The following is a 20,566-nucleotide window of genomic DNA, read 5'->3' on the forward strand; positions in this document are numbered from 1 at the left end:
TTCATGGTTCACAACGACACAGTCGCTGATGCCCAGAAGAACCCCACTGCCCAGCAGCCTTATCTGGAACTGGGACTCAAGGATGACGAGTACGGCCGTATCTGCGAGATCCTCGGCCGTCGCCCCACGGATGCCGAGCTGGCCATGTACTCCGTGATGTGGTCGGAGCACTGCTCCTACAAGTCCTCCAAGGTGCACCTGCGCTACTTCGGTGAGACCACCACGCAGGAAATGAAGTCCAAGATGCTCGCGGGCATCGGCGAGAACGCCGGCGTGATTGACATCGGTGACGGCCACGCGGTCACCTTCAAGGTCGAATCCCACAACCACCCGTCCTACGTGGAGCCATACCAAGGCGCTGCCACGGGCGTGGGCGGCATCGTCCGCGACATCATGGCCATGGGCGCGCGCCCAGTCGCCGTGATGGATCAGCTGCGCTTCGGCGCTGTGGATGCTCCCGATACCCAGCGCGTGCTGCCCGGCGTGGTGGCTGGAGTGGGCGGTTACGGCAACTCCCTGGGCTTGCCCAACATCGGTGGCGAGACTGTCTTTGACGCTTCCTACGCCGGTAACCCACTGGTCAACGCCTTGTGCGTGGGCACGTTGAAGGTCGATGACCTCAAGCTGGCCTTTGCCTCCGGTACCGGCAACCGCGTGATCCTGTTCGGATCCAGCACTGGTCTGGACGGCATCGGCGGCGTGTCCGTGCTGGGCTCCGCTTCCTTCGAGGAGGGTGCAGAGCGCAAGCTTCCTGCCGTGCAAGTGGGCGACCCGTTCGCAGAGAAGGTACTCATCGAGTGCTGCTTGGAGCTCTACAACGCTGGCGTTGTGGTGGGTATTCAGGACCTCGGCGGAGCTGGCCTATCTTGTGCAACTTCCGAGCTGGCAGCAGCTGGCGATGGCGGCATGCACATCGACTTGGACAAGGTGCACCTGCGCGCGGACAACATGACCGCAGCGGAAATCCTCAGCTCCGAGTCCCAAGAGCGCATGATGGCCGTGGTCACCCCGGACAACGTGGATGCTTTCATGGCTGTGTGTGAGAAGTGGGACGTGATTGCGTCGGATATCGGCTACGTCTCGGACACCGAACGTCTGGTCATTGAGCACCAGGGCGAGGTCGTGGTGGACGCACCACCGCGCACTATGGCCGAAGAAGGCCCCGTCTACGAACGTCCTGTGGCCCGCCCTGCGGACCAAGACACCATCCAGCGCGATCCAGGCCTGCAGCGTCCGGATACCGTCATGGAGCTGCGCAATCAGTGGCTGAAGATGCTGGGCAGCCCGGCGTTGTGCTCTCGTGAGTACATCACCGAGCAGTATGACCGCTATGTGCGCGGCAACACGATCCTGGCCAAGGATGCGGATGCCGGCGTGCTGCGCATCGACGAGGAGACGGGCCGCGGCATCGCTGTGGCCACGGACGCGTCCGGTCGCTACACTCGCCTGGATCCGCGTCGCGGTGCACAGCTGGCACTGGCTGAGGCCTACCGCAACGTGTCTGTTACCGGTGCTACGCCGGCTGCTGTGTCCAACTGCTTAAACTTCGGTTCCCCCGAGGATCCCGGTGTGATGTGGCAGTTCAGCCAGGCCGTGCGTGGGCTGGCCGACGGCTGCGCCGTGCTGGGTACTCCGGTTACGGGCGGCAATGTGTCCTTCTACAACCAGACGGGCAATGTTCCTATTTTGCCGACGCCAGTCATCGCCGTTCTGGGCACCATCGACAACGTCTCCACGCGTATTCCGCAGAAGCTCGCGCAGAGCGATGAGCAGGCTTACCACCTGATTCTTGCCGGTGCGGAGACCAAGGATGAGCTGGGCGGATCCATCTGGCAGCAGGCTATCCACAACGAGTTGGCAGGTATGCCACCCGAGGTGGACTTGGACTTTGAGAAGCGATTGGGTGAGACCATCGCTTCCTTGCGTGGCAGCATCGCTGCGGCGCACGACTTGTCAGAAGGTGGCTTGTCTCAGGCACTGGCAGAGTTCGCTATTCAGTCCGATCGTGGCTTGACTGTGAACCCGCTGCTGGGACTGCACTACAGCGCACACCTCGAGTCTGCGGAGGCTATTGCCGCCATGGACGAGCTGGTAGCTGAAGAGACTGGCCAGGGTGAGGGCGAGCCAATGAGCGCTGAGCGCCGTGCTGAGCTCGAGGAGATCGTGAAGGCTGCGGGCGGCCGTACCGCGGCAGAAGCGGCTTTCGTCTCGCTGTTCTCTGAGACCGCGTCCCGCGTGCTGTTGGCTGTTGCTCCGGAGAACTACGGCGAGGTCATGCGTGCACTGGCAGGTGTCGAGCTGACTGCTACGTGGCTGGGCATCACCGGTGCAGAGGACCTCCAAGGCGAGCCAATGATGCGTCTGTCCACTGAGGCGATGCCACAGCAGCCGCTGAGCCAGGGCGCCGCTCTGGACACGGACTTGGGACAACCCGCCGAGGCAAGCGCCGTCACCGGGAGCGGCGAGGATAAGGTCACGGGACTGGATCTGGCCATCAGCGTGACCGAGCTGCGTGACGTGTGGACTTCCACGCTGCCAGCGCTGTTCTCCCACGCGGTGGGCAGCAACTCCGCGGTGTAGTAGCTGCTTGACCGCGTAAGAATCGCCCCGCCCCAGCTGGAAAGCTGAGGCGGGGCGTTTTTTTATTGCAAGAAACTAGTCCGTGATCTTGTAATCATCCCGCATCGGCGTCACCAGCGGCCGTGGCTGGTACTTAGAGCGCAGTTCACGCAGCTTGACAGCGTGCTGCTCCAAACGCTTGTCTTCCTTAGTCTCTGGCACAAACTGGCGTGCCTCCAGCGGATTGCCGTCCACATCCGTGGCCACGTAGGTGAAGGATGCGTGGATGGCGACGGGGAGGTTTTCCCGGCCGTCACGGGGGTCTCCCGCGCGCAGGTGGATGATCACGGACATGGAGCGAGAGTCCGTGCGAATCATCCTGGCGTCGACCTCTACGAGATCCCCGATCTGCACCGGGCGGTAGAAACGAATACCGCCGGCGTACACGGCCACGGTGCGTTCGCCGCTCCACTGCATGGTGCAGGCGGTGGCTGCTTCGTCAATCCACTGCATGGCCGTGCCGCCGTGCACGTTGCCACCCCAGTTGACGTCCGTTGGCTTGGCCAGGAATCGGTTGGTGAGCTCTGGGGCAGTGGAATCCTTGGTGTAGGTCTGCTTGAGCATTTCCTCTTCGATGGCCTTGCGCAGCTGCACACGGGACAGGGCGGCATCGGCGACGCGCTTTTCCTCTTCGGTCTGCGGCACGTACTTGGGCACGGTCTGCGGCTTGCGGTCCTCGGTCATTGCCACGAAAATCACCAGACAGTCGCAGGCGCGGGTGAAGATGCCTTCGCGAGGATCGGCGGAGAAGACCTCGTTGACGATGTGCATCGAGGAGTTGCCGGTGTAGGCGATGCGGCTTCGCACCTCGACCATGTGGCCGGAGGGGATGGGGCGGTTGAAGTGGATGTGGCCCACGTAGGCAGTCACGCAATAGGAGCGGGACCAGCCCACGGCACAGGCGTAGGCTGCCTTGTCGATCCATTCCAGGACGCGGCCGCCGTGGACGCCGTTGGCGCCGGCCATGAGCACGTCGGTGGGAGCTGCGAGGAAGCGCAAGGTGACGTCTGCGGCGCGTTCGGTTTGGTAAGCCGCGGTCATTTCTTGCTGGTTTTCGTTAGGGGCTGTTTCGGCCACTTTCCGACCTTTCGCTGTGACTTGCGTGGGTGGTCCACAAGATAACCAATCCATCCTAGCCTGTTGAACAATTGCGCGTTGAGTAGCCTAGGGGAATGAAGAAAGGCAAGACTGGGCCGGAGTTGTCCGCTGCTGCGCGCGAGGCTGTGAACGAGGTCCTGGAGTGGGTTGTGCAGCCGGACGCACCTCGGCCGCCGCGTGCTTCTGTGGCCGCGGCTGTGCGCTTATCTGTGCAGGTCTTGGGTGATATTGCACCTGGTCATAGTGTGGAGGTGCGAGTCCCGCCCTTCGCTGCTGTGCAGTGTGTTGCGGGTCCGGAGCACCGGCGCGGAACCCCGCCCAACGTGGTGGAGTGCGAGCCGCGCGAGTGGTTGCGTTTGGCGGTGGGTGAGGTTTCTTTATCCGTCGCCAACACTGAACTGTCTGGCACTCGAGCCCACGAGGTGCAGGAGTATCTTCCTCTGTTTCGTTTCGCTCGATGACTCGTTGGGGCAGATGGCGGTTGGGATTGTCTGGGTGGACTAGTAGTGTGTGACGTGTGGCAAACACGAACAGCCAGGAATCGTTGCGAGCACGCCAGATGAATTACCCAAATGAGCAGGACAATGGCCATTTGGATGGACACGGCGTGAGCACGCTCCCTACCCAGAGTTCTCCATTTGATGACCTGGGTGAAATCAGCCCACGCGAAGAGTGTGGAGTTTTTGGCGTATGGGCTCCGGGGGAAGATGTCTCAAAGCTCACCTATTACGGTCTCTATGCTCTGCAGCACCGCGGTCAAGAGGCCGCAGGTATTGCCGTGGGCAATGGGGACCAAGTATTGGTGTTTAAAGATCTCGGCTTGGTCAGTCAGGTCTTTGATGAGCAATCTTTAGATGCGTTGCGGGGCCATGTGGCTATCGGTCATACTCGCTATTCCACTGCCGGCGGCGCTGGTTGGGAGAATGCTCAGCCCATGTTCCGCATGAGCCCGGATGGGGTGGACGTGGCTTTGGGGCACAACGGCAACTTGGTCAATCACCGCGAGCTCACCGAAGAAGCCGCGCGTTTGGGACTTGTTGATCCTAAGACGAACCCCTCGGATTCAGATGTGATGTGCTCCCTGCTGGCCAGTTCCACGCGGGAGGATCGCCCGCTGGAGGAAGCGGCGATGGAGCTGTTCCCACACGTGAAGGGTGCATTCTGTCTGACTTTCACCGACGGTGAGTCCCTCTATGCGCTGCGCGATCCGCGTGGCATTCGTCCGTTGTCCTTGGGTCAGTTGGACAAAGGTGGTTGGGTCATCGCTTCGGAGACATCCGCGCTGGACATTGTGGGCGCGAAGTTCGTTCGCGATGTGGAGCCTGGTGAGCTGATCGTGGTCAACGCAGACGGCGTGCGGTCCCGTCGTTTCGCCTCCGCCAGCCCTAAGGGTTGTGTATTCGAGTACGTCTACCTCGCCCGTCCGGATTCCGTGATCAAGGGGCAGCCCGTCAACGCGACCCGCGTGGAGATCGGACGCAAGCTGGCCGAGGAAGCACCTGCGGATGGCGACATGGTTATCCCCGTGCCGGAATCTGGCACTCCCGCTGCGGTGGGCTACGCCCAGGGCTCTGGCATCCCCTTTGCTCAAGGCTTGGTGAAGAACGCTTACGTGGGACGCACCTTCATTCAGCCCTCGCAGACTATCCGCCAGATGGGCATTCGCCTGAAGCTCAACCCGCTGCGCCACGTTATTGAAGGCAAGAAGCTGATCGTGGTGGATGATTCGATCGTCCGTGGCAACACGCAACGCGCGCTTGTCAAGATGCTACGAGACGCGGGAGCAGCGGAAGTGCACGTGCGCATTGCGTCGCCGCCGGTGAAGTGGCCATGCTTTTACGGCATCGATTTCGCCTCCCCACAGGAACTCATCGCCAACACGGTGGAACAAGATGCCCCGGTGGCACGGATCTGCGAGGAAATCGGCGCGGATTCCCTCGCCTACGTCTCCACCGAAGCCATGGTGGAAGCCTCCCGCCAGCCCTATGATGAGTTGTGCGCGGCGTGTTTCGACGGCAACTTCCCACTGGGGATGCCCACCAATAATCCCAACACGGGTTTGGTGCGGGCCATGCAGCGGCAGAACGGATCCTGCGAAAACGCAGAGCCCTTGGAAGAATTCGTAGAGCAGTAGCCCTCCAGCCAACGGGCCTGCTCACATGCCCATCACCCTTATTACAAAGACCATCTACTTGTAACGGACCACGGACTGACATGACTGAAAACCAGAACTCGCAAGGCGCCTCTTACGCATCCGCTGGCGTGAGCATCGAGGCAGGTGACCGCGCAGTGGAGCTGTTTGCCCCACTCGCCAAGAAGGCCACTCGCCCCGAGGTGCGCGGAGGGCTCGGCGGGTTCGCCGGTCTGTTTGCACTGGGAGATTATGACAAGCCACTGCTGGCTGCCGCTTCTGACGGCGTGGGCACCAAGCTGGCTGTCGCACAGGCGATGGACAAGCACGATACGATCGGCCGCGACCTGGTAGCCATGTGCGTGGATGACCTCGTGGTGTGTGGTGCTGAGCCGCTGTTCCTGCAGGATTACATCGCGATTGGCAAGGTTGTGCCAGAGCACGTCGCCAGCATCGTCAAGGGCATTGCCGATGGTTGTGAGGATGCCGGATGTGCACTGCTGGGCGGCGAAACTGCTGAGCACCCTGGACTGATGAAGGAAGGCGAATACGATGTCTCCGCCACCGCCATCGGCGTGGTGGAAGAGACCAAGATTTTGGGGCCAGACAAGGTTCGCCCAGGTGACGTGGTCATCGCTATGGCCTCTTCGGGCCTGCACTCCAACGGCTACTCCTTGGCACGCCACGTGTTGCTGGACATGCACAACCTTCCACTCGATGGATTCGTGCAGGACTTTGGACGCACCCTCGGGGAAGAGCTGCTGGAGCCAACCCGTATCTACGCCAAGGACTGCCTGGACCTGGCCAACGAGTGCGAAGTGCACACCTACGCGCATGTCACCGGTGGTGGACTTGCAGCCAACTTGGCTCGTGTGATCCCCGACGGCCTGACCGCAGAAATGTCCCGCAGCACCTGGACTCCTGCGCCCGTGTTCCGCACCATCGCTCGCCTGGGTCAGGTTAACCAGGAAGAGATGGAAAAGACGTTCAACATGGGCGTGGGAATGGTGGCGGTAGTTGCCGAAGACGATGCCGAGCGCGCATTGGCTATGCTGACTGCCCGCCACATCGATGCGTGGCGCTTGGGCGAAGTTCGCCCAGCTGAAGACGGCGCCGAAGGTGCGGTACTGAACGGCGAGTACAAGCGCGCCTAGCGGAAAAGGATTCGTGCCTGCAGGAATCGGGCACGAAAAAGCTCCCGCCGTGAAAACCGTGGAATTTAATCCGCGTGGTTCAGGGTGGGAGCTTCGCTGTAATTAATTACAGCGCGAGCAGGTGCGTCAGTTGCTGGTGTTCCATTCGTCCCACTCTTCATCTTCCTCTACGGAATCAAAAGACTGGTCACCCCGATCCGAATCACCAGAGAGCTCTCGTTGGAGCCTCTCCAGATCCATTTCTGGAGTGTTGTACTTCAGCTGACGGGCAACCTTAGCTTGCTTAGCTTTGGCACGGCCGCGACCCATGGCCTGACCCCCTTGCGTTTCCTTGGGATGGCGCGGGGAGCGACCATCCACAAACTGTTATGAGCTTCTTCCTGTTGTACACCATAGCGGGTACGGTCTCAGTTTTCCGAAACGTGGGCAGACTTAAGCACCGCACGTACTCCAGCAGTAGCTGGGGTACGTGGGGTTGACCAGCGAAAATAAGCAGCTAGCGGGACCTTAATTAATTTTTGCGCAAGGCGGTGATGGCTTGGCGCCCAGGACGTGCAGAATCATCGATTCGGATGTCTTCAGGATCCACTGCTGTATCCACCCCGTCAACGGTCAGAGGAGGAACGGAGGAGGGATCCTTCGCTAACTTATCCAGCACTGAGCGTTTGATAAGCCCCAGCGCAATGGGGCCGAAGTCTGCGTCGTGCACACTGGTGCCCACACGACCCACAACCTTGCCACCGGCCTGCACGCTCGCGCCCACGTCCGGCAAAGAACCCTTGGAGCCATCAAGGTGCAGCAACACCAACACGCGTGGGGAGCGGCCCAGATTGTGCACGCGGGAAACAGTTTCCTGACCGCGGTAGCATCCCTTGTTCAAGTGGACAGCAACTGCGGTGGGGCCGGCATTGATATCTTCGCGCTGGGTGGCGCCGGAGATGTCGGTTCCGATGAAGGCGGGGACCTCGTGGGGGATCGTCTTTTCGTCGGTATCGAAGCCGACCTCTGGTTCGCGAGCCTGCACCCGAAGTGCAGTGTAGGCCATCAAACCAGCAGGTTGGGCGCGCTGCGTGAGCTCATCCCAACGCTGCAGCAACTGATCGCGAGGCACCCAATAATCGGTGACGGGGAGATCTCCCAGCATCCTGGTTCGGTAGCTTTCCATCGCGTCTCCACGGGCTTGATCGGATCCGGAGAGCCCCACGGCGCTGAAATCTTCACCCAAAACGGTCAGCTGAGCCAGCTCCAAGCGCTGCACGGTCACCTGGGACCAGAAAATCATCTTGGTGAGGTGATCCTCGAGGGCATCGGCCTGCTCGCCGGGGACGTCCAGCAACAGGCTCGAATCGTCCAAACAGGCAATGCCAAAGTTCTGCAAGATCCTGCCCTGGATATCCAAGTTCAAACCCCATGTGGCCTGACCAGGCCGGATCGCATTGACCTTCTGCGAGATCAAGGTATTGAGCCACTTGGCGGCTTCCTCGCCGCTGATCAGAATGGCAACGCGATCCCAGCGATCCACCAGACCGGGCTTGGATGAGGTGATACGGGACTGCTCTACCAGAGGTTTCCCGTAATGCCACGCGACATTGAGCGTGCGCCCATCGGCCTCATTGCTGGCACCGGGCACATGGGACAACAGAGGGCTGGGAGAGCCGTTGTCCACGGCGGGAGACACGGAGGCGACTGCATCAGCGCCTTCGTTTGGAGAAGATGTGTGGGCAGAAGTGACGTTTTCCACATCTCCATTGTTACCAGCTGGGGTGAATGAGGTATAGGGCAGGTGGGGGATAAGACATAACCCACTAGAGTGAGGAGTCATGAGCCAAGCAACAGCCAGCCAGCAATCGCGACAGACCATCGTCGATGTACTGGGCGCAGAGAGCCCGCAGCTTTGGGATGCAGAAGCGCCACTGGTTTTCGCTGACGACCTCGCGGCGATCCGCGGCGACGGTGTGTTTGAAACCATGATGTTGCGCGACGGGGTGGTGCACAACATGGAACGGCACCGAGCGCGCTTCTTATCCAGCGCAGCAATGCTGGAGCTGGATATCCCCGATATGCAGCGGTGGGCGCAGGCCACCGAGCTGGCGGTTGCACACTTTCAGGACACTGTGGGCGCGCCAGAAGCCGCATTGCGCTGGGTATACTCCCGAGGCCGGGAGTCTACGGGTGCTGCTACGGGCTGGATCACCGTCAGCCCAATCGGCAGCGAGATCGAGCGGGCGCGCGCCGAAGGTGTGACAGTGATGACTGCGGAACGAGGATTCCGCATCGACCTCTCGGAGCGCTCACCGTGGGCGCTCATTGGTGCGAAAACGCTGTCCTACGCGGCCAACATGGCGGCACTGCGCTACGCCAAGGCCCGCGAGTTCGACGATGTGATCTTCGTGTCCGACGAAGGGCAGGTCCTTGAAGGACCCACCTCCAGCATCATTGCTGTGTTCGGACGCACCCTCGTCACCCCGCCGATAGAGGCGGGAGTGCTTCCCGGCACTAGCCAAGCTGCACTATTCCGTCTGGCAGAGCACCGGGGATGGGACGTGGGGTATCGTTCGATGCAGCCTAGCGACCTGCACACGGCCGACTGCGTATGGCTGGTCTCCTCCGTTCGGGCCTTTGCCCGGGTCAAGGAGATCGACGGCGTGGTTCTGGGCAACCCGGACAACGCTGAAGAAATCCAGCAGATGATGTGGGAAGCTGTCACCAGTTAGACCTCAGTGAGAGTAAAAGGAACAGCTAGGCCTAGCTCTCCGGAAACTAGCCCACCACGCGCTGCAGCTGTGCGGACATCCACGGAGTCATCTCACCGTTGACGAGGCGCTCATCCACCCAACCGAGGTCGTTGTTCGGCATCAGACCGTACAGCCGCTTGCCGGGACCCAAGTCCGCAGGACCCGTCTCGGTAACCATGGTGGACGCGCTTTCCAGCTGCCACGCGCGCTCGGTCAATGGCTTGCCGTAGAGGATCTCCACGATTCCATCGGAGTGAGCCACGGTCATCTCGATGTTGTCGTCCTCACCTATGCGCAACCAACCGGACTCGCGGCGGTCTGGCGTATCCAGCGGCTGGCCGTCATCGTCCATGCGCCAGGAGCGGGACTCATAACGGATGCGGTTCTCGCCATCGTGGGCGAAGACTACCTGCTGGCCAAAGGTGAACTCCTCTTCGCCGGGCTGGGCGGCCTGCCCCTGTCCACGCCACACACCAATCAGCGGTAGCAGGGCCAGCAGGCCATCGTGCAGATTGGGGCCAAGGCGTAGGTTGGCAGTGTCTTCCGGGATCGGCAGATCATTGAAATCCGGAAGGTTCCTACTGCTGGTGTTCTTCGCGCTTTCCTCGGCTTGAGCGATTGCCTCGTTGGGGTTGACAGGGCCGGGGTTGTTTTGGCTGTTGTCAGTCATGCCATTCACTGTACCGCGCGGCACTCCCACCAAAGGTCTCTAGAGTCCCGGCTCTTCTTCCTCGGGCAACGGACGCGTGTACGGCATGAGATCTTCAATGCTCACCGAGGTGTAAAACTGCTCGGACTCGATGAAGACACTGCCACCGGCCACATAGACCCTGATGGGCTGGCCTTTTAGAGGAAGCGATTCTGCCCCAACGTCCAACTGGAATGCATCAAGAATCTCTTGCTTGGTGATGGCGGGAAGGTGATCCTCGGCAACCCTGGCGTCGGAACTATCTTTCGCCTTTGGCGCCTTCACGATCGATTCCGGCGACAATCGTACCCGGCCCTCCCGCACACGAAGCTTCATCTCCACGGTGACGGGTTGCGCGAATCCCTTCGGTGTTCCCTCGAAGACGGCCTCGGTTTCCCAGCCGCCGCGAGGGGAGATGTCCTCTAGGTTCTGGATCATCAGGTCATCAATGCCCATGCGCGAGCCGATGCTCACGCCATCAAGCTGCAGGCGAGTAAAGACCTTGCGGGAGGGGGAGTCCTCGATGGTGCCGTTGAACACATCCTCAGCGGAGACGGTGACGTACTGTGCGGAGGACTGCACACTCATCAAACCCCACCCGGGGACATCCACGTCCTGGGCAGTGACGGTGATGGAAGGGAGCTCGTGGGTAAAAGCGGCGCTGACGTAAGGGAAGCCAGCAACCTCCACCGCGGGAGGGGTGGGCAGATTACTCGCTTCGTACAGCGTTTGGGAGACCCCGTGTTCGGTACGGGCTGCCACGAGACTGTCGGCCAACACCGCGAGGAAAGAGGTGATGACCAATCCAATCGCGATGCGCGAGAGGACTCGTTTCCGTTTGCTTGACGCGCTCATCAATCTAATTTTTACCTCAAGTAAGGTTATGGACGGGTATTGTTGCGCTCATAGGCATGCTCGGATTGTCTCCCGGGCATGCGTAACTATTACCCCCAAGGCGGGCCAGTGAGGATTGATGTGACGTGAAAGTAGCGGTTGTTACTGACGCTTCCGACGCCTCCGACGTGCTGTCTTCCCTCCCTCTGCTCAGTCATGAGTTACAGCTGGTGCCCGCAAAATCAGCTTCGATCCGGCAGCTCGAGGGCAGCGATGTGGTGGTGATTGATGTCACTGGCAACAATCTGTTGGCTGCTCGTGATTTCTGCCGGGCTGTGGCTGCCGCGCATCAAGATTTGCCGGTGGTCGCGGCGATTGCGGAGACGTCGTTGATCGCGCTGGATGGGTCGTGGGCTGTGGATGATTTTCTGTTGCCTTCTGCCTCGCCCGTGGAGATCGACGCTCGTCTTCGTCTGTTGTTGACTCGCCGTCCTGTGCCGGTGGAGACCGCCGAGGATTCTCAGGTGGTGGCCATTGGCCGGCTGGTGGTCGACGAAATGACGTATGTGGCGCGGCTGGGTAGCAAGCCATTGGATCTGACGTACAAGGAGTTTGAGCTCCTGCACTTCCTCGTGAAAAACGCTGGTCGGGTGTACAGCCGTGAGCAGTTGTTGCAGGACGTGTGGGGCTATGACTACTTCGGTGGTGCGCGCACCGTTGATGTGCATGTCAGGCGCTTGCGGGCGAAGTTGGGCCGTGAGTACGAGGGCGTGATCCTGACGGTTCGCAATGTGGGTTATAAGGCAATAGATCCAGAAGAATTGGAGTAGGACATGCCGAACAATGTGACGTTCCGAAAGTTCCGAGACCTCTCTGAGCATCCTGAGCTCGTCGAAAAGATCGATCAGCTGCTGGAGGAGGTGTGCCAGCACGATGGCGTCGCGGCGTTCAGTGAGGCTTTTGTCCGCGGTATTGTGGAGGATCAGGGCCACCGTCATATCGTTGCGGTGGAGTCCACGGGGGAGAGTAAGGACGTCGTGGTTGGGGTGTTGGGTCTGGATCCTTCCTCCACCGTGGAGATGGCCGTTTCTCCTTCCCGACGCCATTGCGGCGTGGGACGCGAACTTCTGGATCGAGCCATCACTGATTTCCAGCTGGAGGGCGCGCTGGAGGTGTGGGCTCATGGAGATAGTTCGGCGGCGCAGAAGCTCGTGGAGTCCGTGGGGGGACGGCGCACGCGCGAGCTGTTGAAGATGGCGGTGAGCTGCGAACCGGGTTCGTCACGACGTGAGGAATTGGAGCGCGGTGCGGAGGAGGCGCGGGAGCGCATTGCCGGCCAGGACGTAAAGATTCTCAACTATGTTGCTGCCATAGATAAGTACGGTGAAGAGCTGGTGGATCAAGAGTGGGTGCGCGTTAATAATGAGGCTTTTGCGTGGCACCCAGAACAAGGCGGCTGGGATCTCGAGCGGCTGGTAGAGGCGCGGAATACCGCGTGGTTTGAGCCTGCCGGTGTATGGATGTTGTGGGCCGAGGACCCGGTGTCTGAGGAGCCGCGGTGCCTTGGTTTCCACTGGACGAAGATTCCCGTGGACCAGATGGAGAAGCCGGAGGGGAAGCGCGCTGGGGAAGTATATGTGGTGTGTTTGGCGGACGAGGCTCGCGGTCGTGGGCTGGGTGGAGCCATCACGCTGGTGGGAATTGGGTATTTGCTGGAGCAAGGCGCGGGGCTAGTCGAACTCTATGTTGAAGGCGATAACGCACCTGCTGTGGCTACCTATCAGCACTTGGGCTTTGAAGTGGTACAGACTGATGTGGTCTATCGAGGCGAAAAGCGTGAGTAGATAGTGGGCTGCGTTCCTGAGAATTTCTTCATAATCGGCCACATTTGGTAAATGCAGGGTTAACAAATGGGCAAAGTGGGGAATTTCGATGGGAATGTTGGTGGGGGCGCGGGGGTGCTTCGAAAGAAACTTTTTAGGAATTTTCGGGCGCATGACCAGCTAGATCACGGTTGTTAACCTTCCGTTCATTCTCAGTGCGAATTGAGTCCATCCAGGCTCGTTAGATTCTTAAACGTTGCATAGGCGACTGTGCGTTCAATAGGAAAATTCTTCGGAGAGGCTCAAAGTGACTGGGCTTCGGGAGAAACCAGAATGTGCAATCGCGATGCGAGTAATCCACAACTTATTTTGACACTGACTAACTTCGGAGGAAAACCGTGAAGTCTAACCTGAAGCGCTCCGGCGCAGCAGCTGCAGCCCTTTTTGCCAGCACCCTGGTTCTGGCAGGCTGCTCCAACGCAGACAACAACAGCGGCGACAGCAACGGCGGTGAGTCCAACTACGACATGGCGGACGTCTCCGGCACGCTGAACGGCGAGGGCGCAAGCTCCCAGCAGAACGCAATGGAGAACGTCTTCGGACCAGCTTTCTCCGAGTCCGGTTCCACCCTGGCTTACAACGCCACCGGTTCCGGTGCCGGCCAGGAGCAGTTCCTGGCTAACCAGGTTGACTTCGCTGGTTCTGACTCCCCACTGAAGGACGAGCAGGTTGAAACCGCTGCAAAGCGTTGCGGTGGCAACGAAGCATGGCACCTGCCAATGGTTATTGGTCCAGTTGCCGTGGCCTACAACCTCAACGGTGTAGACACCCTGAACCTGAACACCGAGACCATCGCCAAGATCTTCAAGGGCGAGATCAAGAAGTGGAACGACCCAGCAATCGCTGAGTCCAACGAGGGCGTCGAGCTGCCAGACACCAACATCAACGTTGTGTACCGCTCTGACGAGTCCGGCACCTCTGACAACTTCCAGAAGTTCCTGAAGGCTTCCGCAGGCGATGTCTGGGAGGACGAGGGCAAGGCATTCCCAAGTGGCGTGGGTGCAGGCGCTAACGGCTCCACCGGTGTTGCTGACCAAGTTGCAGCAACCCAGGGCGCAATCACCTACGTTGAGTCCGGCTTCGCTAAGGAGCGCGACGAGCTGAACATGGCCAACATCGATTTCGGTGCAGGCCCAGTTGAGCTCAACGCTGAGAACGTGAACAACGCTCTGTCTGCTGCAGAGTTCAAGGGCGAGGGCCACAACTTGGTCGTCGATTCCGAGAAGCTGTACGCAGAAAAGGAAGAAGGCCAGTACCCACTGGTTCTGACCACCTACGAGATCGTCTGCTCCGCAGGCTACGAAGGTGACACCGCCGCATTGGTGAAGAACTTCATGTTCACCATGCTGGACAACCAGGATGAGGCTCTGGAAGAGCAGGGCTACATTCCTGTGGATGGCGAATTCAAGTCCAAGCTGGAAGAAGCTGTAAAGGCTCTGAAGTAATCCAAGATTCGGAGAGGTGACTCTCTAACGTCTTGAACTGAGAGACCCCCGAATGGAATTGACCATCGGGGGTTCCAGTGTGAAAAACCACGCCCTTGTTGTACGAAGCGCCACCACTCGTGTAGCGCAACTTTCTTAAAGGACAACTTACATGGCACATGCCAATCAGACTGAGGTAGAAGCAGACGCTAACCTCACTGCAGCTGCAACTCCCGTTGCAGCAGGCGCACCGAAAAACAAAGACAGCCAGCGCTCCGGCGGTGGCAGTAACGTAAAGCGCCCCGGAGATATCATTTTCGAGTCTCTGGCCAAGGGATCAGCAATCCTGATCACCGTCATCATCGGACTCATCGCCCTATTCCTTATAGCTCGCGCGGTACCTGCACTGGATCGCTTGCGCGATGGTTTGCTCAGCTTCTTCACCTATGGAGACCGCTGGGACACTGCGTACAACACCAATGACGGTGGATGGATGCAGTTTGGTATCCCGAACTTGTTCTTTACCACTGTTCTGGTTTCTCTAGTGGCGCTCATCATCGCGATGCCCATCGCGCTGGGCGTGGCTATCTTCCTTTCCAACTACTGCCCAAAGCAGCTGATCAAGCCTCTCGGTTTCTTGGTCGACCTGCTGGCAGCAGTACCTTCCATCGTGTTCGGCATCTGGGGTATCCAGGTGCTCGGCCCTGCACTGGGCCCATTCTTCGAATGGCTGTCTGGTTGGGCTGGAGGATTCTTCCTCTTCAACGTTGACCCGACGTCATCTCCATCGTTCTCCACCTCCCGCAACATCTTCACCGGTGGCGTGGTCTTGGCGATCATGATTCTTCCAGTGATCGCTGCGACGGCTCGAGAGGTGTTCGTACAGACTCCAAAGGGCCACGTCGAGGCAGCTCTTGCTCTGGGCGCAACCCGCTGGGAAGTCGTCCGCATGACCGTGCTTCCTTTCGGACTATCCGGCTACATTTCCGGTTCCATGCTGGGACTGGGTCGTGCGCTGGGCGAGACGATGGCCCTGTACATGGTCGTTGCATCTTCCCCAGGCTTCCGCGGATCCCTGATGGATGGTGGTACGACCTTCGCTACCGCAATTGCAAACGCAGCCCCCGAATTCAACGATGACCTCAAGGCCGGCGCCTACATTGCCGCGGGCCTCGTGCTGTTCGTGCTCACCTTCGTGGTGAATGCTGCTGCGCGTGCTGTCGTCGCGAAGAATTCTTAGGAGATCGAGAAGATGACTAACGCAGTAGCTACAAGCAAGTCCAACAAGAACAACCTCTTCGTCGATATCTCCGGAAGCCGAAAGGCCAAGGACAAGATCGCCCAGATCATCATTTACTTGTCCATCATCATTGCCCTGGCCCCACTGGTGTGGGTCCTGGCAACGGTGCTCTTCAAGGGTCTGCCTGTCATGCTGAACGCAGACTGGTGGATGTTTGACATGACCGGCCAGCCAAACAGCATGCCTGGCGGCGGCATGGTGCACGCCATCATCGGTACTATCACCCAGGTTTTCGTCACCTCGTTGATCTCCGTGCCAATCGGAGTCTTCACCGCTGTGTACCTGGTGGAGTACGCCAACGGAAACTTCCTGGGACGCATCACCACCTTCATGGTGGACATCCTCTCCGGTGTTCCTTCCATCGTCGCGGCACTGTTCGTCTACGCCATGTGGGTGACCACCCTGGGCTTCGACCGCTCCGGCTTCGCAGTGGCCTTGGCCCTGGTTCTCCTGATGGTTCCGATCATCGTCCGCAACACGGAAGAAATGCTCCGCATCGTACCTATGGACCTGCGTGAAGCGTCCTTTGCACTGGGCGTTCCTAAGTGGAAGACCATCCTCAAGATCGTTCTTCCTACCGCTTTGTCCGGCATCGTCACCGGCATCATGCTGGCAGTGGCCCGAGTCATGGGCGAGTCCGCCCCTGTGCTGATCCTCGTGGGTTCCACCCCGGCTATCAACTGGGATGTGTTCGAGGGCAACCAGAACTCCCTTCCTCTGTTCATGCTGCAGATGTACCGCGCCGGCAACAACCCTTATGTGCTGGAACGCATCTGGGGCGCCGCACTGACCCTAGTCATCCTGGTGGCTGCATTGATGATTGGCGCGCGAATTGTCTCCAAGCGCTTCTCCGTCAAGGTCTAGCTCCCGCACCATCAACAACCCGCAAGTCACCACTCTTAGGAGAAAGTAGTTCATTATGGCTAAGCGCCTAGACCTCAACGACGTCAACATCTACTACGGCGATTTCCACGCCGTGCAGAACGTCAACCTGAACATCCCACCAAAGGCCGTTACCGCCTTCATCGGCCCATCCGGCTGCGGTAAGTCCACCGTGCTGCGCACCCTGAACCGCATGCACGAAGTCATCCCAGGCGCTCACGTCAAGGGCGAGATCTTGCTGGACGGCGAAGACATCTACTCCAGCAAGGTTGATCCCGTAGCAGTGCGCAACACCATCGGCATGGTGTTCCAGAAGGCCAACCCGTTCCCAACGATGTCCATCGAAGAGAACGTGGTTGCTGGCCTGAAGCTGTCCGGCGAGAAGGACAAGAAGAAGCTCAAGGAAGTTGCCGAAAAGGCCCTCCGTGGCGCTAACCTCTGGGAAGAGGTTAAGGACCGTCTGGACAAGCCAGGTGGCGGCCTCTCCGGTGGTCAGCAGCAGCGTCTGTGCATCGCTCGAGCAATTGCTGTGGAGCCAGAAGTTCTCCTCATGGACGAGCCATGCTCCGCTCTTGACCCAATCTCTACCCTGGCTGTGGAGGATCTCATCCATGAGCTGAAGGAAGAGTTCACCATCGTCATCGTGACGCACAACATGCAGCAGGCATCCCGTGTGTCCGACCAGACCGCTTTCTACTCCCTGGAAGCTACCGGCCGTCCCGGCCAGTTGATCGAGGTTGGTCCAACCACCAAGATCTTCGAAAACCCAGACAAGAAGGAAACCGAAGACTACATCTCCGGTCGCTTCGGATAAATCGTTTCCTTTCCTCCCGCTTAGGGGCTGTGCACCAATAAGGTCTACAGCTCCTACGCACGGTCGTTGCGCCGAATAAGCAGCGGTGAATTGTGGATTATTCGCTTTGAGCAGCGTAGACGATTAACGTCCCGCGCTGGACAAAGGACCCACCGTTATTTTGCGGTGGGTCCCTTTATCTATATCTGCACTCCCTAGTTCTAAGACTGCCTACAATGGGAGATGAAGCATGGTACCCGTGGAAACCAGATGAGCGGGAGCCTTGGGCGCGCGTGAGGAGAAAAGCAATGGGAACTCAACCACTGCATATCGTGGTCATGGGAGTCAGCGGAAGCGGCAAGACTACCTTGGCATGCAAACTCGCGGAAAAGACCGACCGCCAACTTCTGGAAGCGGATGACCTGCATCCCGCTAGCAACATGGCCATTCTCCAGGACGGAAAAATGCCTGATGCGGAAGCGCGGATGGCCTGGCTGACTACCGTTCGAGATTGGATGACCGAGCAAGCCGAAGCTGGCAAGTCCACCGTGGTGGCCTGTACCGCGCTCAAAAAGCGGCATCGTGAACTGTTGAGCGAGGCAAAAGGCACGGTGTTCTACGTGCACCTCTATGGCACGGAAGATGTATTGGCCCGCCGCATGGATAACCGCATCGGAGAGAACATGCCGCCGGAACTGCTCCACGAGCAGCTGGCGATGCTGCAGACCCTCACGCCGGATGAGCTGGGTATTCAGCTAGATGTCGGTCGCACTCCTGAGCAGTTAGCGGAAGATTCCCTTGCTGCGGCGAGCTTCGCGGAGAAGGCGTACCGCGACAGCTAAACCATCACGGAAGTAGGGGAGTGGGAACTAGTCCCAGTAGTCCTGGTAGCGGCGCGAGATCTCGTCGAACTGGCTCTCCAGCGCCTGCTGCTGCTCCTTGGTGCGCTCGGACTCTTGGTATTCCGGAAGGCGCATGCCCGTGACCATGTACACCACTCGGGAAGCGATCGAGACTGCGTGGTCGGAGTATCGCTCTAGGTAGCGAGAGATCAGTGTGAGATCCACCGCCTCGCGCGTGCTGTATTTCCATTCCCGCTGTGTGGTCAGGATGAACAGGTGACGGTGGATGTCATCCACGGCATCGTCTTCGGCCGCCAGCTCCGTTGCCTGGGAGACGTCCGTGTTGATGATAAGGTCCTTGATTTTCGACGCCGAGTTGATCGCCTGCCGAGACATTTCGTCGACGTAGGGCTTAATTTCATCTGGCACTGCGGATTGCGGGTGACGCCTGCGGGCGAGTTTGCCCACGTGGACGCTCAGGGCCGCCATACGGGCGAGGTCTTCGACGATGTAGATTCCGCTGACTACCCGGCGCAGGTCGCTGGCCACTGGGCCTTCGAGTGCGAGGAGCTCGAACGCTGCGGTTTCGCACTTGGCGCGTAGCTCCTCGATGACATCGATGCTGCTGACCACTTTTTCCGCCTTGGCCAGATCCGCGTCGAGTAGAGCTTCGGAGGCGGAGGCCATAGTATTGCGCACAAGATCACTCATAACCAAGAGGTCATGAGTGAATCGATCCATCTGTTCGCGGTAGGCGGTACGCATGATAACTAATTTTAGCCTTAAATTTGCTGCATTGCCATGTGAGTAATTGTCGCATGAAAAAAGCAGAATTGCAGTTCACGCCAGGAAAATGCGTAAATTATCCGCCACTATTAGCCATCTCTGCGCCAACTGGAACTGTTTCGTCCTCTGGGTCGTCCAGCCATCCCTCGGGGAGGATGACCTTGCCGGGCGAGCCTTGACGGCCACGGGCGCCGTCGGCGTCCTCCGCGAGGTCCGTGGAATCCCACACTGGTTCGAGTGTTTCGCGCAGCTGGGCGAGAGTGGATGTCTGGGCGAGTTGGCGTCGAAGATCCCCACCAGCGGGGAAACCACGGAGGTACCAGGTCATGTGCTTGCGTAAGTCCCTGCATGCCTTGGTCTCGCCGTCGTGCTCGGCAAGCAGCTCGCCGTGTCGAAGGATGATCCGGGCGACCTCACCAAATGTCGGCTCTGAGGGCACAGGAAGGCCACGCAGCTCGGCGGAGAGCTCCGCGAACAACCAGGGGCGGCCCAAGCAACCGCGACCCACGACCACGCCGTCGCAACCGGTCTGGTCCATCATGGCCCGGGCATCCGTGGCCTTGAAGATGTCGCCGTTGCCCAGCACGGGAACTCGGCCATCCATGTGCTCGACCAGCCGGGAAATCTCGGACCAGTCGGCCTGGCCGGAATAGCGCTGGGACGCAGTGCGGGCGTGGAGGGCCACGGCCTGAGCGCCTTCGTCGGCGGCGATGCGGCCAGCGTCCAAGTGAGTGTGGTGCTCATCGTCGATGCCGATGCGGAACTTGACCGTCACGGGGATATTGGTGCCCTCGGTGGCCTTCACGGCTGCGGCGACGATGTTCGCGAACAAGCGACGCTTATAAGGCAAGGCGGAGCCGCCACCGCGACGGGTGACCTTGGGGACGGGGCAGCCGAAGTTCATGTCGATGTGATCGGCGAGATTCTCGTCCACGATCATCTTCGCTGCCTCATAGGTGTACTTCGGGTCAGTGGTGTACAGCTGCAAGCTGCGGGGGTCCTCATCCGGAGCGAAGGTGGTCATGTGTAGCGTCTTTTCGTTGTGTTCCACCAAGGCGCGGGCGGTCACCATCTCGCACACGTATAGACCGGCCACGCTGCCCATCCGTTCGCGTTCTTGCTCGCGACACAGCGAGCGAAATGCGACGTTGGTGACCCCAGCCATGGGGGCCAGGATCACGGGGCTTTCCAAATCGAATGGGCCGATGCGTAGTGCGGGTTCCTGCGAAGAGATGGTGGTAGTCACGGTGCTATTGTCACACTGCAGGCGGCGGATTCCCAAGTGCTGGCTTAGTGGTGCGATCTACGTGTGTGGGTGTGGCAGGGCGATAGATGGGGTCGGCGGGGGAGGTTGACTGGCGAGGTTGGCCAGTGTGGCAAGAATAATTGGGGAAGAT

The 20,566-nt window shown here is 59.5% G+C and carries 19 protein-coding genes; 12 read left to right on the forward strand and 7 right to left on the reverse strand.

Annotated features, from left to right (window positions below; translation table 11 throughout):
• Nucleotides 1-3 precede the first annotated feature (3 nt).
• Nucleotides 4-2,580, forward strand: a complete 2,577-nt coding sequence (gene purL / locus IM764_RS06605) for a phosphoribosylformylglycinamidine synthase subunit PurL (RefSeq protein ID WP_194187344.1) — start codon at nt 4-6, stop codon at nt 2,578-2,580.
• Between the two features lie 75 nt (nt 2,581-2,655).
• Here purL and IM764_RS06610 read toward each other — a convergent pair whose 3' ends face one another.
• On the reverse strand, nt 2,656-3,660 hold the full coding sequence (locus IM764_RS06610; protein WP_099298073.1) for an acyl-CoA thioesterase: 1,005 nt from the start codon (nt 3,658-3,660) through the stop codon (nt 2,656-2,658).
• Nucleotides 3,661-3,791: 131 nt separating this feature from the next.
• Between IM764_RS06610 and IM764_RS06615 the strand changes: the two genes are divergently transcribed.
• The 3 genes from IM764_RS06615 (at nt 3,792) to purM (ending at nt 7,002) form a co-directional block, all read left to right on the forward strand.
• Complete coding sequence (locus IM764_RS06615) at nt 3,792-4,178, forward strand: sterol carrier family protein (RefSeq protein ID WP_099298072.1); 387 nt, start codon at nt 3,792-3,794, stop codon at nt 4,176-4,178.
• A 98-nt stretch (nt 4,179-4,276) separates the two neighbouring features.
• Nucleotides 4,277-5,851: an amidophosphoribosyltransferase gene (gene purF, locus IM764_RS06620; protein WP_194187375.1), complete on the forward strand. Its 1,575-nt coding sequence runs from the start codon at nt 4,277-4,279 to the stop codon at nt 5,849-5,851.
• An 80-nt stretch (nt 5,852-5,931) separates the two neighbouring features.
• The gene (gene purM / locus IM764_RS06625) at nt 5,932-7,002 is read left to right on the forward strand and encodes a phosphoribosylformylglycinamidine cyclo-ligase (protein ID WP_194187345.1); all 1,071 of its coding nucleotides are present in this window, start codon (nt 5,932-5,934) and stop codon (nt 7,000-7,002) included.
• 126 nt (nt 7,003-7,128) lie between these two features.
• Here purM and IM764_RS06630 read toward each other — a convergent pair whose 3' ends face one another.
• Nucleotides 7,129-7,311, reverse strand: a complete 183-nt coding sequence (locus tag IM764_RS06630; RefSeq protein ID WP_099298069.1) for a DUF3073 domain-containing protein — start codon at nt 7,309-7,311, stop codon at nt 7,129-7,131.
• A 202-nt stretch (nt 7,312-7,513) separates the two neighbouring features.
• Nucleotides 7,514-8,743, reverse strand: a complete 1,230-nt coding sequence (locus tag IM764_RS06635; protein WP_370551562.1) for a folate-binding protein YgfZ — start codon at nt 8,741-8,743, stop codon at nt 7,514-7,516.
• A gap of 79 nt (nt 8,744-8,822) precedes the next feature.
• Between IM764_RS06635 and IM764_RS06640 the strand changes: the two genes are divergently transcribed.
• Nucleotides 8,823-9,716, forward strand: a complete 894-nt coding sequence (locus tag IM764_RS06640) for an aminodeoxychorismate lyase (protein ID WP_194187347.1) — start codon at nt 8,823-8,825, stop codon at nt 9,714-9,716.
• A 46-nt stretch (nt 9,717-9,762) separates the two neighbouring features.
• On the opposite strand, the gene IM764_RS06645 is transcribed toward IM764_RS06640, so the two are convergent.
• Together IM764_RS06645 and IM764_RS06650 are read right to left on the reverse strand one after the other, a co-directional pair.
• Entirely contained in the window at nt 9,763-10,407 is a 645-nt protein-coding gene (locus IM764_RS06645; RefSeq protein ID WP_099298272.1) for an FABP family protein, read from the reverse strand.
• A gap of 39 nt (nt 10,408-10,446) precedes the next feature.
• Nucleotides 10,447-11,280 carry a DUF2993 domain-containing protein gene (locus tag IM764_RS06650; RefSeq protein ID WP_099298066.1) on the reverse strand — a complete coding sequence of 278 codons (834 nt, stop codon included), beginning with the start codon at nt 11,278-11,280 and terminating at the stop codon, nt 10,447-10,449.
• Nucleotides 11,281-11,405: 125 nt separating this feature from the next.
• Here IM764_RS06650 and IM764_RS06655 point away from each other — a divergent pair, with 125 nt between their 5' ends.
• The 7 genes from IM764_RS06655 to IM764_RS06685 all read left to right on the forward strand — a co-directional run bounded on the left by IM764_RS06655 (nt 11,406) and on the right by IM764_RS06685 (nt 18,383).
• Nucleotides 11,406-12,089, forward strand: coding sequence for a winged-helix domain-containing protein (locus IM764_RS06655; protein ID WP_099298065.1), 684 nt, complete (start codon nt 11,406-11,408; stop codon nt 12,087-12,089).
• 3 nt (nt 12,090-12,092) lie between these two features.
• Entirely contained in the window at nt 12,093-13,103 is a 1,011-nt protein-coding gene (gene mshD, locus IM764_RS06660; protein ID WP_194187348.1) for a mycothiol synthase, read from the forward strand.
• A gap of 377 nt (nt 13,104-13,480) precedes the next feature.
• Complete coding sequence (gene pstS, locus IM764_RS06665) at nt 13,481-14,587, forward strand: phosphate ABC transporter substrate-binding protein PstS (RefSeq protein WP_312588366.1); 1,107 nt, start codon at nt 13,481-13,483, stop codon at nt 14,585-14,587.
• A 151-nt stretch (nt 14,588-14,738) separates the two neighbouring features.
• Nucleotides 14,739-15,806, forward strand: a complete 1,068-nt coding sequence (pstC, locus tag IM764_RS06670) for a phosphate ABC transporter permease subunit PstC (protein ID WP_194187349.1) — start codon at nt 14,739-14,741, stop codon at nt 15,804-15,806.
• 12 nt (nt 15,807-15,818) lie between these two features.
• On the forward strand, nt 15,819-16,730 hold the full coding sequence (pstA, locus tag IM764_RS06675; protein ID WP_194187350.1) for a phosphate ABC transporter permease PstA: 912 nt from the start codon (nt 15,819-15,821) through the stop codon (nt 16,728-16,730).
• Between the two features lie 55 nt (nt 16,731-16,785).
• Nucleotides 16,786-17,562 (forward strand): phosphate ABC transporter ATP-binding protein PstB, encoded by a 777-nt coding sequence (pstB, locus tag IM764_RS06680; protein ID WP_099298061.1) that lies wholly within the window; start codon nt 16,786-16,788, stop codon nt 17,560-17,562.
• Nucleotides 17,563-17,849: 287 nt separating this feature from the next.
• Nucleotides 17,850-18,383, forward strand: coding sequence for a gluconokinase (locus IM764_RS06685; protein ID WP_194187351.1), 534 nt, complete (start codon nt 17,850-17,852; stop codon nt 18,381-18,383).
• A 27-nt stretch (nt 18,384-18,410) separates the two neighbouring features.
• Here IM764_RS06685 and phoU read toward each other — a convergent pair whose 3' ends face one another.
• Nucleotides 18,411-19,148, reverse strand: coding sequence for a phosphate signaling complex protein PhoU (gene phoU, locus IM764_RS06690; protein ID WP_194187352.1), 738 nt, complete (start codon nt 19,146-19,148; stop codon nt 18,411-18,413).
• A gap of 97 nt (nt 19,149-19,245) precedes the next feature.
• Entirely contained in the window at nt 19,246-20,415 is a 1,170-nt protein-coding gene (dusB, locus tag IM764_RS06695) for a tRNA dihydrouridine synthase DusB (protein WP_312097943.1), read from the reverse strand.
• Nucleotides 20,416-20,566 lie beyond the last annotated feature (151 nt).

The sequence above is a fragment of the Corynebacterium sp. ED61 genome (genome assembly GCF_015233855.1).
Taxonomy (GTDB): domain Bacteria; phylum Actinomycetota; class Actinomycetes; order Mycobacteriales; family Mycobacteriaceae; genus Corynebacterium; species Corynebacterium dentalis.

What these genes read in the sequence shown, in the direction of transcription:
- IM764_RS06685 (WP_194187351.1), top strand. Translation starts at nt 17,850, where the DNA reads ATGGGAACTCAACCACTGCATATCGTGGTCATGGGAGTCAGCGGAAGC.
- IM764_RS06640 (WP_194187347.1), top strand. Translation starts at nt 8,823, where the DNA reads ATGAGCCAAGCAACAGCCAGCCAGCAATCGCGACAGACCATCGTCGAT.
- purF (WP_194187375.1), top strand. Translation starts at nt 4,277, where the DNA reads ATGAATTACCCAAATGAGCAGGACAATGGCCATTTGGATGGACACGGC.
- phoU (WP_194187352.1), bottom strand. Translation starts at nt 19,148, where the DNA reads ATGCGTACCGCCTACCGCGAACAGATGGATCGATTCACTCATGACCTC.
- pstA (WP_194187350.1), top strand. Translation starts at nt 15,819, where the DNA reads ATGACTAACGCAGTAGCTACAAGCAAGTCCAACAAGAACAACCTCTTC.
- IM764_RS06615 (WP_099298072.1), top strand. Translation starts at nt 3,792, where the DNA reads ATGAAGAAAGGCAAGACTGGGCCGGAGTTGTCCGCTGCTGCGCGCGAG.
- IM764_RS06610 (WP_099298073.1), bottom strand. Translation starts at nt 3,660, where the DNA reads ATGACCGCGGCTTACCAAACCGAACGCGCCGCAGACGTCACCTTGCGC.
- purL (WP_194187344.1), top strand. Translation starts at nt 4, where the DNA reads ATGGTTCACAACGACACAGTCGCTGATGCCCAGAAGAACCCCACTGCC.
- pstB (WP_099298061.1), top strand. Translation starts at nt 16,786, where the DNA reads ATGGCTAAGCGCCTAGACCTCAACGACGTCAACATCTACTACGGCGAT.
- purM (WP_194187345.1), top strand. Translation starts at nt 5,932, where the DNA reads ATGACTGAAAACCAGAACTCGCAAGGCGCCTCTTACGCATCCGCTGGC.
- pstC (WP_194187349.1), top strand. Translation starts at nt 14,739, where the DNA reads ATGGCACATGCCAATCAGACTGAGGTAGAAGCAGACGCTAACCTCACT.
- IM764_RS06630 (WP_099298069.1), bottom strand. Translation starts at nt 7,311, where the DNA reads ATGGGTCGCGGCCGTGCCAAAGCTAAGCAAGCTAAGGTTGCCCGTCAG.
- IM764_RS06650 (WP_099298066.1), bottom strand. Translation starts at nt 11,280, where the DNA reads ATGAGCGCGTCAAGCAAACGGAAACGAGTCCTCTCGCGCATCGCGATT.
- IM764_RS06645 (WP_099298272.1), bottom strand. Translation starts at nt 10,407, where the DNA reads ATGACTGACAACAGCCAAAACAACCCCGGCCCTGTCAACCCCAACGAG.
- mshD (WP_194187348.1), top strand. Translation starts at nt 12,093, where the DNA reads ATGCCGAACAATGTGACGTTCCGAAAGTTCCGAGACCTCTCTGAGCAT.